This window comes from Brevundimonas sp. KM4 (assembly GCF_000964075.1).
Classification (GTDB): domain Bacteria; phylum Pseudomonadota; class Alphaproteobacteria; order Caulobacterales; family Caulobacteraceae; genus Brevundimonas; species Brevundimonas huaxiensis.
This window is the reverse complement of record NZ_JZRG01000011.1, coordinates 1-16,657: the sequence shown is the minus strand read 5'-3', so window position 1 is coordinate 16,657 and position 16,657 is coordinate 1. Positions and strand designations below refer to the sequence as shown.

Here is a 16,657-nt window from a genome sequence, read left to right as displayed (position 1 = left end):
GGCGAGAGAGGGCTCGTGATCCGGATCAGCTGTTCCCCAGCTCCACGTTCAGACCCAGCGAACGCATTTCCTTGATGAGCACGTTGAAGCTCTCGGGAATGCCGGCCTCGAAGCTGTCGTCGCCACGGACGATGGCCTCGTAGACCTTGGTCCGGCCGGCCACGTCGTCGGACTTCACCGTCAGCATCTCCTGCAGGGTGTAGGCGGCGCCGTAAGCTTCCAGAGCCCAGACCTCCATTTCCCCGAAGCGCTGACCGCCGAACTGCGCCTTGCCGCCCAGCGGCTGCTGGGTGACCAGCGAGTACGGGCCGATGGAGCGGGCGTGGATCTTGTCGTCGACCAGGTGGTGCAGCTTCAGCATGTAGATGTAGCCGACCGTGACCGGACGCTTGAACTGCTCGCCGGTCTGACCGTCGTACAGGATCGACTGGGCCGACTTATTCAGCCCCGCCTCTTCCAGCAGACGCTCGATGTCGCTGATGTGGGCGCCGTCGAAGACCGGAGTTGCGAAGGGCACGCCCTTGGACAGGTTCTTCGCCAGTTCGACCAGTTCTTCCTCATCTTCCGGCAGCGGGGTTTCCGGGCCGTAGATTTCGGTCAAACGCTCGACCAGAGCCTGCTTCTGACCACCCCCTTGCCAGGCTTCCAGCAGACCGGAGATCTGCTTGCCCAGACCGGCGGCGGCCCAACCCAGGTGGGTTTCGAAGATCTGGCCGATGTTCATGCGCGACGGCACGCCCAGCGGGTTCAGAACGACGTCGACGTGCGTGCCGTCTTCCAGGTGCGGCATGTCCTCGATCGGCAGGATCTTGGAGATGACGCCCTTGTTGCCGTGACGGCCGGCCATCTTGTCGCCGGGCTGAAGCTTGCGCTTCACGGCCACGAAGACCTTGACCATCTTCATCACGCCGGGGGGCAGTTCGTCGCCGCGTTGCAGTTTCTCGACCTTGTCTTCGAAACGACGGTCCAGTTGCTTGCGAGCGTCCTCGAACTGGCGCTTCATCGCTTCCAGCTCGCCCATGGCCTTTTCGTCGTCCAGGGCGATCTGCCACCACAGACCACGGCTGACCTCGGCCAGCTTCTCTTCGGTCAGTTCGCCGCGGCCGATGCCCTTGGGTCCCGACACGGCGTTCTTGCCGACGATCAGCGGCTTCAGGCGGCCATAGACGTTGCGCTCCAGGATCTTGAGCTCGTCGTCGCGGTCCTTGCCCAGACGTTCGATCTCGGCGCGTTCGATGGCCATGGCGCGCTCGTCCTTGTCGACGCCGTGACGGTTGAAGACGCGAACGTCCACGATCGTGCCGGCGACGCCGGGCGGCAGGCGCAGGGAGGTGTCGCGCACGTCCGAAGCCTTCTCGCCGAAGATGGCGCGCAGCAGCTTCTCTTCCGGCGTCATCGGGCTTTCACCCTTCGGCGTGACCTTGCCGACTAGGATGTCGCCCGGCTGGACCTCGGCGCCGATGGCCACGATGCCCGCTTCGTCGAGGTTGCGCAGGGCTTCCTCGCCGACGTTGGGGATGTCGCGCGTGATTTCCTCAGGGCCAAGCTTCGTATCGCGGGCGGCGACTTCGAACTCTTCCAGGTGGATCGAGGTGAAGACGTCGTCGCGCACGATGCGCTCGGAGATCAGGATGGAGTCTTCGAAGTTGTAGCCGTTCCAGGGCATGAAGGCGACCAGGGCGTTGCGGCCCAGAGCCAGTTCGCCCAGGTCCGTCGACGGGCCGTCGGCGATGACGTCGCCGCCCTTCACCTGATCGCCCACGCGCACGATCGGGCGCTGGTTGATGCAGGTCGACTGGTTCGAACGCTGGAACTTCGACAGGCGGTAGATGTCGACGCCCGAGCGAGCGGCGTCCACATCGCCGGTGGCGCGCACGACGATCCGGGTGCCGTCGATCTGTTCGACAACGCCGTCACGACGGGCGACCACGACGGCGCCGGAGTCCACGGCCACGACCGCTTCCATGCCGGTGCCGACCAGCGGCGCGTCCGACTGCACCAGAGGCACGGCCTGACGTTGCATGTTGGCGCCCATCAGCGCGCGGTTGGCGTCGTCGTTTTCCAGGAACGGGATCAGGGCGGCGGCGACCGAAACGACCTGTTTCGGCGACACGTCCATCATGTCCACGGCGTCCTTGTTCAGGAGCTGGGATTCACCGTTGATCCGGCCGGGGACCAGGTCCTCGACGATCTGACCGTTCTTCAGTTCGATGTTGGCCTGAGCGATCGTGTACTTCGACTCTTCCATGGCCGAGATGTAGACCACCTCGCCCTGGGCCTGGCCGTCCTTCACGCGACGGTACGGGCTCTCGATGAAGCCGTACTTGTTGACGCGCGCGTGGGTGGCCAGCGAGTTGATCAGGCCGATGTTCGGGCCTTCCGGCGTTTCGATCGGGCAGATGCGGCCGTAGTGGGTCGGGTGCACGTCGCGGACTTCGAAGCCCGCGCGCTCACGCGTCAGACCGCCCGGGCCAAGCGCCGACAGACGACGCTTGTGGGTGATTTCCGACAGCGGGTTCGTCTGGTCCATGAACTGCGACAGCTGCGACGAACCGAAGAACTCGCGAACCGCGGCGGCGGCCGGCTTGGCGTTGATCAGGTCGTGCGGCATGACCGTGTCGATATCGACCGAGGACATGCGCTCCTTGATGGCGCGCTCCATGCGCAGCAGACCGACGCGGTACTGGTTCTCCAGCAGCTCGCCGACCGAACGGACCCGACGGTTGCCCAGGTTGTCGATGTCGTCGATCTCGCCGCGGCCGTCCTTCAGGCCGACCAGGATCTGCAGCACCTTCAGCACGTCTTCCTTGCGCAGGACGCGGATCTCGTCGGAGACCTCGGGGCTTTCCAGACGCATGTTCATCTTGACCCGGCCGACGGCCGACAGGTCGTAGCGTTCGCTGTCGAAGAACAGCGAGTTGAACATGGCCTCGGCGGCTTCCGGGGTGGGCGGCTCGCCCGGACGCATCACGCGATAGACGTCGAACAGGGCGTCCTCGCGGTTGTCGTTCTTGTCCACGCGCAGGGTGTTGCGCATGTAGGCGCCGACCGTGACGTGGTCGATGTCCAGCACTTCGATGGTGGTGAAGCCGTTTTGCTCCAGCACTTCGATGGTCGGGGCGTCCAGTTCGTCGCCGGCCTCGGCGTAGATTTCGCCGGTCTCGAAGTTGACGGCGTCATTGGCCAGATATTTGGTGACTAGGGCGTCGGCGGCCAGCGACAGCGAGGTCGTCGTCTCGCCCAGCTTCTTGGCGGCGCGGGCGCTGATCTTCTGACCGGCCTGGGCGACCACTTCGCCGGTGTCGGCGTCGATCAGGTCGAACTCCGGCTTAACCCCGCGCCAGCGCTCGGCCTTGTAGGGCGTGACCCAGCCTTCGCCGCGCTTCTCGTAAGGCACGGTCTCGTAGAAGGTCTTTAGGATTTCCTCGCCGTCCATGCCCAGACCCATCAGGAAGGTCGTGGCGGGCAGCTTGCGGCGGCGGTCGATGCGCACATAGACCACGTCCTTGGCGTCGAACTCGAAGTCGAGCCACGAGCCGCGGTAGGGGATCACGCGGGCGGCGAACAGCAGCTTGCCCGAGCTGTGCGTCTTGCCCTTGTCGTGGTCGAAGAAGACGCCCGGCGAACGGTGCATCTGCGAGACGATCACGCGCTCGGTGCCGTTGACGATGAAGGTGCCCTTGTCCGTCATGAGCGGGATGTCGCCCATGTAGACGTCCTGCTCCTTGATGTCCTTGACCGAACGGGCTCCCGTTTCCTCGTCGGTTTCGAACACGATCAGGCGCAGCTTGACCTTCAGCGGCGCGGCATAGGTCATGTCGCGCTGAATGCACTCCTCGACGTCGTACTTCGGCTCTTCGAACTCGTACGAGACGTATTCCAGGATGGCGCGCTCGTTGAAGTCCTTGATCGGGAACACCGACTTGAAGACCGCCTCGATGCCCTGCTCCTTGCGCTGGCCCGGACGGACCTCGCGCTGCAGGAACTGTTCGTAGGAGGCGCGCTGAACCTCGATCAGGTTCGGCATCGCGATCGCTTCGGGGATACGCCCGAAGGATTTGCGGATGCGCTTCTTGCCGGTGAACGAGGTGGCGGAAGCGATCTGACCGTTGATGGCGAGATCGTGGGCGACGTCAGTCATTCAGTATTTCCCATGGCGCACGCCCCGGGGAAGACGTGCGTGAAATGCAGCAGCCACGGCGCGCGTTTCCGCGTCCGCAGCCAGGGTTTCGGCATCCACCCTCGGCCCGCTGCCGGGCCAGGACGCCTGAAATGGACCGGCTCCCTGGGAAGGAGCCGCGCCTTCGCTCGGTCGGAGGGCGACGGACCGGGCCTCGGCGCTTGCGCGCAGACTCATATGGAGTGTTGCGGAGCGCGCACATATACGCGCATTCGCGACGAAATAAAGGCCCCGGGAACCTTTTCGACAGAGCCGAGCAATCTCGTTGCGAGCGACGATGGGCTGATCTAGCGTCGCCTTATGACACGGATCGCCCTGCCCCTTCTCGCCGCTCTCGCCCTCTCCGCCTGCGCCACCCACCGCGAGCCGGTGACCTATGCCGAGACGGCTTCGGCCGCTGCGCGCGCCGCGGATCAGGTCAACGGCCAGGGCGCCTTGACGCCGCAGCAGGCCTGGGACGCCGGCAACACCGCCTACCTCGCCTGGAACGGCGCCCGACGCGGCTGGACCACCACCGAAAGCGGCCTGCAATATCGCCGCGTCGGCAAGGCCCACCCCGAGGGCGCTCAGCCCAAGGCGACCGACACGGTCAAGGTCCACTATCGCGGGACCTTCATCGACGGGCGCGAGTTCGACAGTTCCTACGCCCGCAACGAACCGGCCGAGTTTCCGCTGAACCGCGTCATCAAGGGCTGGACCGAGGGCGTGGCCCTGATGCGCGTCGGAGAGATCTACGAGTTCGTCATCCCCGCCTCGCTGGGCTACGGCTCGCGCTGGGTCGGCGGCGACGAACTGCCCCCCAATTCCACCCTGCGCTTCTCTGTCGAACTGCTGGACGTCAAGCCAAGCTGAAGACCGAAACAGGATGGCTGGCGCCCGCGCTCCATCCTATTTCGACATCCTGACCGCTGCCTATTCAACGGCTTATGCGCTCGAAGCGTCATTGTTCCGGCCATACCCGACGCCGCCCGCATCATGGGCGGCATGACCGATGACATCTCCGATCCCAATCCAAACTCGCCCGACTGGACCCGACGGTCCGCCGCAACCTGGGCCGCCGCCCGCAAAGACTATCTCGCCGGGGGGTTCGCCCAGGAGGTCTGCGCGCGCCACGGTCTCAGTCTGTCGACCTTCCGTTGGCGCGCTCGCACGGAGGGCTGGCGCCGATCGGACCAGCCGCACGGCGCGGTTTTCGAACCGCTCGACGCCTATGAGTTGGACGCCATCGACCAGCGCCTGCCCTGCAACGCCGCCGACATGGCGCGTCTGGCCTGGGCCAATGCTTCACGGGCGATGATCGACGGCAAGCTGATCGAGGCGCGGGGCTGGTCCCGGCTGCACAAGGATCTGGAGGCCATCGCCAAGATCGACGACCATGCTGTGCGCTACTACCGGGGCATGGCCAACGACCCGAAACGACAGCACAACCTGCCCACCACGCCGCCCCTGCGTCCGATGGAAGAAGACTGATCGAAATTGCACCTCCTTGCATTTTGCACGCGTTTTCGGGGTGCAGTGCAATTTCGGATCAGCGCTGACGCTTGACGCCCCGCCCCCTGCGTCGGACTGTCGCGGCTCCCCCAGTCGCCTGAAGAGTATTCGATGATCCGTTCTTGCCTGCGCGCCGCCCCTCTCGGCCTCGCTCTTCTGCTCGTCTCGACCGCCCCGGCCGCCCTGGCGCAGCAGGCCTCGACCACACCGCCCGCCCTGCCCGCGCCCCTGCCTGCGATTCCGGACGCGCGGGACGTCGCCTATCCCGGCGTCATCACCCTGGACGTCGACGCCACCAATCTGGCCCAGCACATCTTTGCGGTGAAGGAAACGATCCCGGTCGCCCAGGCGGGACCGATGACCCTGTTCTTCCCCGAATGGCTGCCGGGCAACCACGGCCCCGTCGGCCCCATCGCGCAGCTGGCCGGCATCGAGATCACCGCGAACGGCCAGCGCGTGCAGTGGGTCCGCGACACCCTGCATCCCTTCGCCTACCACGTGGTCGTCCCGGCCGGTGCGACGACGCTGGACATCACCCTGCAGCACCTGTCGCCGACGACCGGCAATCAGGGCCGCATCACGATGACGCCCGAGATGCTGAACATCCAGTGGGAGAAGATGCTGCTCTATCCCGCCGGCCACTGGTCGCGGAACATCACGGTCCAGCCCACGGTCAAATTCCCCGCTGGCTGGCAGTTCGGCACGGCGCTGGAGCCCGACAGCAAGGCCGGCGACGTCCAGACGTTCAAGCCCGTCAATCTGGAGGTGTTGATCGACAGCCCGGTCTTCGCCGGCGTCCACTATCGCCAGATCGACCTCGATCCCGGCGGCCGCTCGCCCGTTCGCGCCAACATCGTCGCCGACAAGGCCGACAGCCTGAACGCGACGGACGAGCAGATCCAGATCCTGCGCAATCTGGTCGCCCAGATGGACCGCCTGTATGGCGCGCGCCATTTCGACCACTACGACTTCCTGATCGCCATGACGGACAAGCTGGGCGGCATCGGGCTGGAGCATCACCGCAGTTCGGAAAACTCGGTCGATCCCGCCTTCTTCACCGGCTGGGATACCCATCTGTCCGACCGTGACCTGCTCAGCCACGAAATGAACCACTCCTGGGACGGCAAATGGCGCCGCCCCGCCGACCAGTATGTGCCCAACTTCAACAGCCCCCTGCAGAACAGCCTGCTGTGGGTCTATGAAGGCCAGACGCAGTACTATGGCCAAGTGATCGCCGCCCGCTCGGGCCTGCTCAGCAAGCAACAGGCGATGGACGCCCTGGCCATGACCGCCGCGACCTTCGACACGCGCGTCGGCCGCGAATGGCGCGCGATGCAGGACACGACCAACGACCCCATCATCAGCCAGCGCCAGCCCAAGGGCTGGCTGTCGTGGCAACGCGACGAGGACTACTATTCCGAGGGCCAGTTGATCTGGCTCGACGTCGACACGACGATCCGCGAAAAGACCGGCGGCAGGAAGTCGCTCGACGACTTCGCCCGCGCCTTCTACGGCGTCCAGGACGGCAGCTATACGCCCGCTCCCTATACGTTCGAGGATGTGGTCGCGGCCCTGAACGGCGTCGTCGCCAATGACTGGGCGACCTTCCTGCGTACCCGACTGGACGCCGACGGCCCCGAGGCCCGCGCCCCGCTGGACGGTCTGGCGCGCGGCGGCTGGCGGCTGGCCTATTCGGACAAGCCCACCGATTATATGAAGACCCTGTATGCCGAGCTGAAACGCAACGACTTCACCTATTCGCTGGGCTTCCAGACCGGCGAGGGCAACAGGATTCGCAGCGTCCAGTGGAACGGCCTGGCCTTCAAGTCGGGCCTGGCCGCCGGGATGGAGATCGTCGCCGTCAACGGGCAGGCCGCCAGCGCCGAACGCCTGACCGACGCCGTCACCGCAGCCAAGGATCCGTCGACGCCCGTCACCTTGATCGTCAAGGATGACGAGCAATACCGCACCGTCGTCTTCGACTACCACGACGGTCTGCGCTACCCCCGCCTGGAACGCATCCCCGGCACGCCCGACCGCCTAGGCGACATCCTGACGCCGCGTCGGCGCTGAGTTACTGCCCTTCTCCCGTTGGGAGAAGGTGGCCCCGAAGGGGTCGGATGAGGGTCGGATGGCGGGCCGACTCGCGCACCCGACCCTCACCCTTTCGCGCCAGAACGCCGGCTTCGCCGTCGTGCGCTCAAGCCCTCTCCCAACGGGAGAGGGGTCAGGGTCGCGGCCATCTGTCCCTTGACGCATCGCCCCTCGCCCCCGACGGTGCGGCTCCCCTGCCGATGTGGATGACCGAATGCCGCGCACCCGCCTGACCGCCTTCTGCCTCTCCGTCCTGATGACGGCCGCATCCGCTCCCGCGATAGCTCAGACCTTCCAGTCCACTCCGGTCGTCACCGAGGCGACCCAGGCGCCGCTGGCCCTGCCCCGCGCCCAGCCGGCCATCCCGGCGCCGCAGGACAAGCCATATCCGGACGTGATCCAATACCGCGCCGACATCACCGACCTGGACCGCCGCATCATCCGCGTCAGCCAGACCATACCGGTCGCCGGTCCTGGCCCGCTGACGCTGCTCTATCCGAAGTTCCTGCCCGGCAACCACGCCGCCACCGGCCCGATCCAGCTGTTGGCCGGCCTGACCGTCACCGCCGACGGCCGACGCATCGAGTGGCTGCGCGACACGCTGGACCCTTACGCCTTCCACCTCGACATTCCGGCGGGCGTGACCAGCATCGAGGTGCAGTTCCAGCAGCTGACCCAACCCGACGCCTCCAACTGGCGCGTGCTGATGACCCCGGCCATGGTCAATCTGCAGTGGGAGAAGGCCATCCTCTATCCGGCCGGCTATTTCAGCCGCCAGATCCGGGTCGCCCCCTCGGTGGTCCTGCCCGCCGGCTGGAAATACGGCACGGCCCTGACCACGGCGTCTCAGGACGGCGACGTGGCGACCTTCGCCCCGACCGACCTCTACACCCTGATCGACAGCCCCATCTTCGCCGGCGCCCATTATCGCCGCGTGGACATCGACCCCAGCGGCGCCCCGTCTGAATCAAGGGTCCACCTGAACATCCTGGCCGACGAGGCCAAGGGTCTGGCCGCCACCGACGACCAGCTGAAACTGTTCGAGAACATGGTCCAGCAGGCCGACCGCCTGTTCGGCGCCCGCCACTTCGACAACTACGAATTCCTGTTCGCCCTGACGGATCAGATGGGCGGCATCGGGCTGGAGCATCATCGCTCGTCCGAGAACACCGGCGCGCCCGACTTCTTCACCAACTGGACCAAGAGCGCCGGCGACCGGGGCCTGCTGCCGCACGAATACACCCACTCCTGGAACGGCAAGTTCATGCGTCCGGCGGACGAGCTGACCGCCAACCACAACGTCCCGACTCAGAACACCCTGCTGTGGGTGTATGAGGGCCAAACCGAATATTGGGGCGACGTACTGGCCGCCCGTTCCGGCCTGCATTCCAAGGACGTGGCCCTGGCGACCCTCGCCAGCGTCGCCGCCTTCTATGACAACCAGCCGGGCCGCCAGTGGCGCGCCTTGCAGGACACCAACAATCACAATCTGCTGGGCTATCGCGTGCCGGGCCAGTTCACCTCATGGATGCGCGGCACCGGCGACTACTACCGCGAAAGCCTGCTGGTCTGGCTGGACGCCGACACCCTGATCCGCGAGGGCACCAACGGCCGTAAGTCGCTGGATGATTTCGCCAAGGGCTTCTTCGGTCACGACGACGGCGAATGGGCGCCTCAGGGCTACACCTTCGAAGATGTCGTCGCGGCCCTGAACGCCGTCTATCCGCACGCTTGGGCCGCCTTCCTGCGCACCCGTCTGGACGCCGTCGGTCCCGACGCCCGCGCGCCGCTGGCCGGGATCGAGCGTGGCGGCTGGCGACTGACCTACACCGACACACCCTCGGCGGCGGCGAAGTCGGTCCAGAGCGGCTGGGCCAACGACTTCCAATATTCGCTGGGCTTCACCCTGTCGGGCGACAAGCTGACCAACATTCGCTGGGGCGGCCCCGCCTTCGAGCAAGGCCTCGGTGCCGGCTGGAGCTTGGTCGCCGTCAACGGCAAGACCGGTTCGGCCGAGGTGTTGCGCGACGCCGTCACGGCGGCGAAAGGGACCGACGCCCCAATCGAACTGTTGCTGAAGTCCGGCGATCGCTTCCGCACAGTGGCCTTCGCCTACCACAACGGCCTGCGCTACCCGCGGCTGGAACGGATCGAAGGCGCGCCGGATCGCCTGTCCGACATCCTCGCGCCCCGCCGTCGCTGAAAGCGTCTCCTCCCCGCCTCGCGGGGAGGAGACACGTCCCTTACTTCAACAGCTTCAGCAGCGCCTCAGCCGCCGCGTGCGACGAGCCGGGGTTCTGCCCGGTCACCAGCTTGCCGTCGGTCAGAACATAGGAGCCCCAGTCCGGCCCCTTGGAGTAGTCGCCGCCGTTGGCGGTCAGCACGTTCTCGACCAGGAACGGCACCACGTCGGTCAGGCCCACGGCCTCCTCTTCAGAGTTGGTGAAGCCGGTCACCTTGCGGCCGTTGACCAGCGGCTTGCCATCCGGCCCGTTCACGGACTTCAGCACGCCGGGCGCATGACAGACGAAGCCGGTCGGCTTGTCGGCCTTGGCGAAGGCCTCGATCAGGGCGATGGAGTCGGCGTCGTTCGCCAGGTCCCACAGCGGTCCGTGGCCGCCGGGATAGAAGACGGCGTCGAAATCCTCGGCCTTCACCGACGCCAGGACGACGGTCGAGGCCAGGGCGGCCTGGGCTTCGGGGTCGGCCTTGAACCGGCGCGTGTCGTCGGTCTGGGCGTCGGGGTCGTCGCTCTTGGGGTCCAGCGGCGGCTGACCGCCCTTGGGCGAGGCCAGCACGATCTCCGCGCCCGCATCCTTCAGCGCGTAATAGGGCGCCGCCAGTTCTTCCAGCCAGAAGCCGGTCTTCTTGCCCGTGTCGCCGAGTTGATCGTGCGACGTCAGCACCAACAGAATTTTCATAGGGGATGGCTCCGTCTTGGGGTGTCCACAGATGGGAAGCCGCACGGCGCCGCTCAAGACTGGCCTCGATGCCGAAAACACCCCAACCTGCCGGCTTCGATCAGCGGAGACGACGTCGCATGAAGCCTTGGTTCGGTCTGTTCGCCGCCCTGATGGGCCTGATGATCTTCAGCCCGTCCGCGCACGCGGCCGGCCCCTGCAACATCGGACAGGCGGGCGCGACCCAGGCCGTCGCCATCGGCCGCACTGGACGCACAATGCGGATCCACCTGCCTGATGGTTTCGACCCTGCAAAGCCGGCGCCTCTGGTCTTCCTGCTTCACGGCAGCGGCGGCACGGGAGAGAAGATGCTGGCGTCTTCCGGCCTGGCTGAGGCGGCGGATCGGCACGGCTTCATCGTCGCCGCGCCCGACGCCGGGATTCCGATCGATCAGGGTTTCGTCTGGAACATCCCCGGCGTGCCGACCGTCACCGGCGCCGTCCCCGGTCCCGGCGATGCGGACGATGTCGCCTATCTGACGGGAGCCATCGATTATCTGGCCGACCAGGGCTGCGTCGATGACGGCCGCGTCTATGCGACGGGCCTGTCGGGCGGCGGGCGGATGGCGTCCTGGCTGGGTTGTGTCGCCGCCGACCGTTTCGCAGCCATCGCCCCGGTCGTCGGCTTGCGCGCCGGCAATCCCAGAAAGGACCGCCCGCAGGAGCCGGATCCCGCCACCTGCCGCCCTTCGCGCCCCATGCCGGTCATCGCCTTCGCCGGTGACGCCGACACCACCAATCCGATCCAGGGCGGCGGCGCAGGCTACTGGAGCTACACCATGCATGCCGCCGAACAGCGCTGGGCCCAGTTGAACGGCTGCACCCAGGCACGCGACACCCGCTGGATCGCCGACAAGGTCTATGAAGAGGGCTACGCCGCCTGCCGCGACGGCGCCGACGTGGTGGGCCGCATCACCTCAGGCGGCGGCCACAGCTGGGTCGCCGACAACGACGCCCTGTGGGCCTTCTTCGCCGCCCGCACCCGCCCGCAGCGCTGAGGCCAGAGCCCCCAGACGCCTCGCCGCTGTCCAACGATAGCCAATCAATCGGCCTCAAGCAGCGCTCCGCGCGGTAGGCCCCAAAAGAAAAAGACCCGGCGGTTTCCCGCCGGGCCTTTCCGATCTTCAGCAAATGCCGAAAGTCAGATCTTACTTGATCTGGACCTTGGCGCCGGCTTCCGTCAGCTTCTTGGCGATTTCGTCGGCTTGTTGCTTGGAGACGTTCTCGACGACGTTCTGCGGAGCGCCTTCGACCAGGTCCTTGGCTTCCTTCAGACCCAGGTCCGAACGGACGCCGCGGACTTCCTTGATCACGTTGATCTTCTTGTCGCCGCCGTCGACCAGGACGACGGTGAATTCGGTTTGCTCTTCGGCAGCTTCAGCCGGAGCGCCGCCGCCGGCGGCCGGAGCAGCCATGGCGACCGGAGCAGCGGCGCTGACGCCCCACTTTTCTTCCAGCAGCTTGGAGAGTTCAGCAGCTTCGAGGACGGTCAGAGCGGACAGGTCTTCGACGATCTTGGCGAGGTCAGCCATTGTCAGTTTTCCTTCGGAGGATTGGTTTTAGAGAGTGATGCAGAGATGAAAGGCTGGGCCGCTTACGCGGCTTCCTTGGTGGCGTAGGCGTTGAACACGCGAGCCAGCTGACCGGCGGGTGCTTGCAGCACGCCGGCGATACGAGTCGCAGGCGCGTTGAGCAGGCCGATGAGTTGACCGCGAACCTCGTCGAGCGTCGGGAGCTTGGACAGTGCGTCCACGCCCTTCTGGTCGACGATGGTCGAGCCCATGAAGCCGCCGACGATCTTGAAACGATCGTTGCCCTTGGCGAACTCGGTGGCGACCTTGGCGGCCGTACCGGGGTTCTCGGAATAGGCGATGCCCACGGGACCCTTGAACAGGTTGTGGTAGTCGCTGCCTTCCTCGGCTTCGAGCGCCTTCAGCGCCAGGCGGTTCTTGACCACCTTGAACGCGCCGCCTTCTTTACGAAGACGGCCACGCAGATCTTCCATTTCCGCAACGGTCAGACCCAGGTTGTGGGTCACGACCACGCTGCCGGCGTCGGCGAAAACGCCCTTGAGCGATTCGATAGACTCGGCTTTTTGAGCGCGATCCATTGCGGTCTCCAGTCTTGGTATTCGCCGCCGGGCTTATTCCCGGCGCCGGATTGGCCAAAGCGCATCGCATCGCTGCGAAACGTCGGGCCGGTCTTATTGTCCGAAGGATGCGTCTGACGGCGTCCATCCCGGAATGCGGGCTGACAGCGCAAGGTCGCGTCCCCATCTCCCCACGGCGTCAGAGGGCTCTCTGACAGTTATGGCCTGGGTGACCCCCACGCCCCGAAGTTCTCGGACAGGACCGTCAGAAGATGAACCTCCGACGGGAAGCGGCGCTCTTACAGGCGCCGCCGCTGGAAATCAACCCGGCTTAACGCCGGCTGGGCTTGGCCCCGGTCTGCTCAGCCTCGCCGCAGTCGAACCGGGCGCAGTATTTGCTCTCGAACTCCTCCATAAGGTTCGTCATCGCTGCGGTCTCGACCTCCTGTGACGCCATGCTCAAGGATATCGTCTTGGCTGCGACAGAGCGACCTACTGCCGTGCGATAAAATGCGATCTGAGCGACGAGTTCTTCTTCGGTGAAGACGGAGCCGTAGACCGGGGCCAAGTCATCCATGAACCGCTCGATCATTCTGCTCGCCATGGACGGCATGTTGGTGCGGACCCAGATCGCTTCTTCGCCGCCCTTCTTATCCAGTTCACCCATCTGCGTGACCATGAAGCGCTCGAACTCCTTCATGAAGTTCGGGCCGACGGACAGGTCGATCAGTTCGCGCGCCAGGGCGCTGCGGCGCGCCAGGCCGGCATCCTGCGGCGCCGGCTCGACGCGCGTGACGACAACCGTTTCGGACTGAGCCTCCGCCTGCGCGTGCGCGCCTGTTGCGCTCAGACCCAGCGCCAGACCCAGCGACGCGGCCAGCGCCAGTTTGCGTGTGATGATCATGATGGCCTCCCCCGCCCTCTTATCGGGAGGCTCAGGCCCGCAGGCCAGTCGAATTCGACCGACGGTTGCTCAATCTTCCAGCGGCGTGGCGTCGAAGTCGCGGATCAGCGCGGCCAGGTCTGGCTCATGAACCAGATCCGCCGCCTCACTTAGGCTCATCCAGCGGCGCTCGCGCTGATGTGCTTCGGGCCAGGCGCCCATCTGGATCAGCACTTCCAGCGGATAGACCGACACCACGCACTGGCGCACGCCGCCGTCTTTCAAACCCTTGACGTAGCGGAACACGCCGATGGACTGGACGTCGATGTCGCCCTTGACCCCCGCCTCTTCCATCGCCTCCTGGGCGGCGGCCTCGGGGTCGCTCTTACCGACCATACGCCCGCCCTTGGGGATCACCCAGCGCCGCGTCTCGCGCGAGGTGATCATCAGGATGCGACGCTCGCCGTCCTCCAGCCGCCACGGCAGGGCCGCGACCTGCCGGGTCTCGGAGCGGGTGGTGCGTTTCGACCGGGCCTGAGCCACGCCTCAGCCCTCGCCCATCGCGTGAGCGGTCCTGACGATTCGTGCTGGCGCTCGCCCAATCTTCACGTCTGGTTCCAGGTCTGCCGGTCGCGGCCGCCCTCGAAACGGGATCGCGACGCCCGCGTCAAGTTGTCAGACCACGGACGGTCCCATTTATTTCTCGCCGGGCGCCTTGGCCTTGGGATCGCCCAGCACGTCCTGACGATACAGCATGGTGATCAGAGTGTGCAGCACCAGCGCCAGCGGCGTGGCGAACAGCACGCCCAGCGGCCCGAACAGGGTGCCGATGCCCACGACGGCGAAAATGCCCAGGACGACCGGCAGATTGGCCACATTCTTCTGCACCATCGGCGTGATGAAGTTGCTCTCCAGCTGGGACACAACGACATACAGCGCCAGCGTCATCAGGGCCGTTTGCCACCCTTGCGTGGCGCCGACCAGCACAGCCGGCACGGTGGAGACGATGGGGCCCACGATCGGCACGAACTGCGCCAGTCCCGTCAGCAGACCCAGCCCCAGCGCCGACGGCACGCCGATGATGGCCAAACCGACCCCGGTCAGCGTCCCGACCAGGACCATCGAGAACAGCTGCGCCTTCAGCCAACCCTTCAACGCCTTGCCACAGCTGTTCAGCACTTCGCGCATCCGCGGCCGCCGATCCATGGGCAGCATGGACAACAGCCCCTCGCGCGACTTGGCGGGTTCGATCGCCAGGAAGACGCCTGCGACCACGACCAGAACCAGGGTGGTGACGCCCGATGCGAGACCCAAGGCGAACTTCTGAGCGACCTGCAGCGCCTGACCGGCGCGGCCGCCCAGCCCTTGCAACTGTTCCAGCAGCTGCGCGGCATAGGGTTGGGCTTGGATCCACGACTGGACCTGCTCCCACCCTTGCGGCACCACGGCCGACAGGGCCACGACCTGTTCGGCGATCTGGGTTCCGAACAGGGTCAGCACGCCTGCCAGCACCGCAATCACGATCAGCAGCGACAGGAAGACGGCCAGCGGATCCGGCGCCTTCAGCCAGCGCACGATGGGATCGGCCAGGGCGCGCAGGATCACCGACACCACGATGGCTCCGAAGATCAGCAGCCACAACGTCTGCAAGGTCACGATCAGCTGGACCGCGAAATAGGCCGCCACCAGCACGATGGCGCCGAACGCGAGGCGCCCCTTCCACGGGTCGTGCCCGCCTGCACCGGGCTTGTCGCCCATCAGTTTTCCCAATCCGAACATGTCGCCCCCTTCAAGGTCGCGACAGGAACGCGGGTCGAGCGTGGCCGTTCGCCGCGCGCGATAAAAAAGTCAGTGGGCGTCGGAGGATCGCTGATCGTAGGCCGTTTGCGCGGCCGCGACTTCCGGCATCCGGGTCTCGGCCCAGTCGATGATCGACTGCATCGCCGCCATCAGGGTTCGGCCCAGCGGCGTGACCGCATAGGTCACCGACACCGGCACGGTGGCCACGACGGAGCGTGACACCAGCCCGTCGCGCTCCAGCGATTTCAGCGTCTGGCTCAGCATCTTCTGCGACACCCCATCGACCCGCTGCTTCAGGGCGTTGAACCGGATCGGCCCCTCGCCCAGCACGATCAGGATCAGGGTGCTCCATTTGTCGGCGATCCGGTCCAGCAGTTGCCGCGTCGGACAGTTCGCTGCGAACACATCGCCGCGCAGCCAGGTTTCTTGAAGGTGACCAGGTGTCTGAGAGGTGCCGTCTTGCATGGGCGCACTCCGTAGCGCACCTGGTATCCATTGGATACCCAAAGGAGCCTTCCATGAAAGTCGCAGTTCTCGGCGCCAGCGGTCGCGCCGGCTCGGAAATCACCAAGGAACTGGCCGCGCGCGGTCACACGGTCACCGCCATCGCCCGCAAGCCTGAGGCGATCCCGAGCGCCACCGGCGTCACGCCTGTCGCCGGCGACGCCTCGGACGCCGCCGCGCTCGCCGACCTGATCAAGGGTTCGGACGCGGTCATCAGCGCCCTGCACTTCGATGTTCCCGCCGCGACGATCCTGGGTGCGCTGAAGACCGCCGGCGTCCCGCGCCTGCTCGTCACCGGCGGCGCCGCCAGCCTGGAGGTCGCGCCTGGCGTCCTCCTGTTCGACACGCCGCAGTTTCCGGCCGAATGGAAGCCCATCGCCAAGGGCGGCATCACCTTCCTGGACGACCTGCGTCAGGAAACGGACATCGACTGGACTTTCTTCTCCCCCGCCGCCCTGATCGAGGAAACGCCGCGCCTGGGCCGCTATCGCACCGGGACCGACCAACTGGTCGTGGACGCCAACGGCGACAGCAAGATCGGCTTCTCCGACTACGCCATCGCCATGGTCGACGAGCTGGAGAACCCCAAGCAGAGCCGCGCCCGCTTCACCGCCGCCTACTGATCCGGGCAAGAAAAAACGGCGGGGATCGCTCCC

14 protein-coding genes are annotated in these 16,657 nt (G+C 66.0%); 6 read left to right on the top strand and 8 right to left on the bottom strand.

Features of this window, described 5'->3' with window-relative positions; translation table 11 throughout:
• Positions 1–25: 25 nt before the first annotated feature.
• Positions 26–4,141: a DNA-directed RNA polymerase subunit beta gene (gene rpoB, locus VH88_RS07565; RefSeq protein WP_045810718.1), complete on the bottom strand. Its 4,116-nt coding sequence runs from the start codon at positions 4,139–4,141 to the stop codon at positions 26–28.
• A gap of 339 nt (positions 4,142–4,480) precedes the next feature.
• Between rpoB and VH88_RS07560 the strand changes: the two genes are divergently transcribed.
• The 4 genes from VH88_RS07560 (at position 4,481) to VH88_RS07545 (ending at position 9,968) form a co-directional block, all read left to right on the top strand.
• Entirely contained in the window at positions 4,481–5,032 is a 552-nt protein-coding gene (locus VH88_RS07560; RefSeq protein ID WP_045810717.1) for an FKBP-type peptidyl-prolyl cis-trans isomerase, read from the top strand.
• A 132-nt stretch (positions 5,033–5,164) separates the two neighbouring features.
• A complete protein-coding gene (locus tag VH88_RS07555) occupies positions 5,165–5,650 on the top strand; it encodes a hypothetical protein (protein ID WP_137721394.1) in 486 nt (161 codons plus the stop codon).
• Between the two features lie 132 nt (positions 5,651–5,782).
• Positions 5,783–7,744: a M61 family metallopeptidase gene (locus VH88_RS07550; RefSeq protein WP_052689525.1), complete on the top strand. Its 1,962-nt coding sequence runs from the start codon at positions 5,783–5,785 to the stop codon at positions 7,742–7,744.
• A 235-nt stretch (positions 7,745–7,979) separates the two neighbouring features.
• Positions 7,980–9,968 (top strand): M61 family metallopeptidase, encoded by a 1,989-nt coding sequence (locus VH88_RS07545; RefSeq protein WP_045810715.1) that lies wholly within the window; start codon positions 7,980–7,982, stop codon positions 9,966–9,968.
• Between the two features lie 40 nt (positions 9,969–10,008).
• Here VH88_RS07545 and VH88_RS07540 read toward each other — a convergent pair whose 3' ends face one another.
• Positions 10,009–10,686, bottom strand: coding sequence for a type 1 glutamine amidotransferase domain-containing protein (locus VH88_RS07540; RefSeq protein ID WP_045810714.1), 678 nt, complete (start codon positions 10,684–10,686; stop codon positions 10,009–10,011).
• Positions 10,687–10,805: 119 nt separating this feature from the next.
• Here VH88_RS07540 and VH88_RS07535 point away from each other — a divergent pair, with 119 nt between their 5' ends.
• Positions 10,806–11,723 (top strand): PHB depolymerase family esterase, encoded by a 918-nt coding sequence (locus tag VH88_RS07535; protein ID WP_045810713.1) that lies wholly within the window; start codon positions 10,806–10,808, stop codon positions 11,721–11,723.
• Between the two features lie 150 nt (positions 11,724–11,873).
• On the opposite strand, the gene rplL is transcribed toward VH88_RS07535, so the two are convergent.
• The 6 genes from rplL to VH88_RS07505 form a co-directional block, all read right to left on the bottom strand.
• Positions 11,874–12,257, bottom strand: coding sequence for a 50S ribosomal protein L7/L12 (rplL, locus tag VH88_RS07530; RefSeq protein ID WP_039248437.1), 384 nt, complete (start codon positions 12,255–12,257; stop codon positions 11,874–11,876).
• Between the two features lie 62 nt (positions 12,258–12,319).
• A complete protein-coding gene (gene rplJ / locus VH88_RS07525; protein ID WP_045810712.1) occupies positions 12,320–12,835 on the bottom strand; it encodes a 50S ribosomal protein L10 in 516 nt (171 codons plus the stop codon).
• 310 nt (positions 12,836–13,145) lie between these two features.
• Complete coding sequence (locus tag VH88_RS07520; protein WP_045810711.1) at positions 13,146–13,718, bottom strand: DUF2059 domain-containing protein; 573 nt, start codon at positions 13,716–13,718, stop codon at positions 13,146–13,148.
• A gap of 69 nt (positions 13,719–13,787) precedes the next feature.
• A complete protein-coding gene (locus VH88_RS07515; RefSeq protein ID WP_045810710.1) occupies positions 13,788–14,240 on the bottom strand; it encodes an NUDIX hydrolase in 453 nt (150 codons plus the stop codon).
• 153 nt (positions 14,241–14,393) lie between these two features.
• Positions 14,394–15,455: an AI-2E family transporter gene (locus VH88_RS07510; protein WP_197071021.1), complete on the bottom strand. Its 1,062-nt coding sequence runs from the start codon at positions 15,453–15,455 to the stop codon at positions 14,394–14,396.
• A 90-nt stretch (positions 15,456–15,545) separates the two neighbouring features.
• Complete coding sequence (locus VH88_RS07505) at positions 15,546–15,962, bottom strand: helix-turn-helix domain-containing protein (RefSeq protein ID WP_045810709.1); 417 nt, start codon at positions 15,960–15,962, stop codon at positions 15,546–15,548.
• 53 nt (positions 15,963–16,015) lie between these two features.
• Here VH88_RS07505 and VH88_RS07500 point away from each other — a divergent pair, with 53 nt between their 5' ends.
• Complete coding sequence (locus tag VH88_RS07500; protein WP_045810708.1) at positions 16,016–16,624, top strand: NAD(P)-dependent oxidoreductase; 609 nt, start codon at positions 16,016–16,018, stop codon at positions 16,622–16,624.
• Positions 16,625–16,657: the final 33 nt, after the last annotated feature.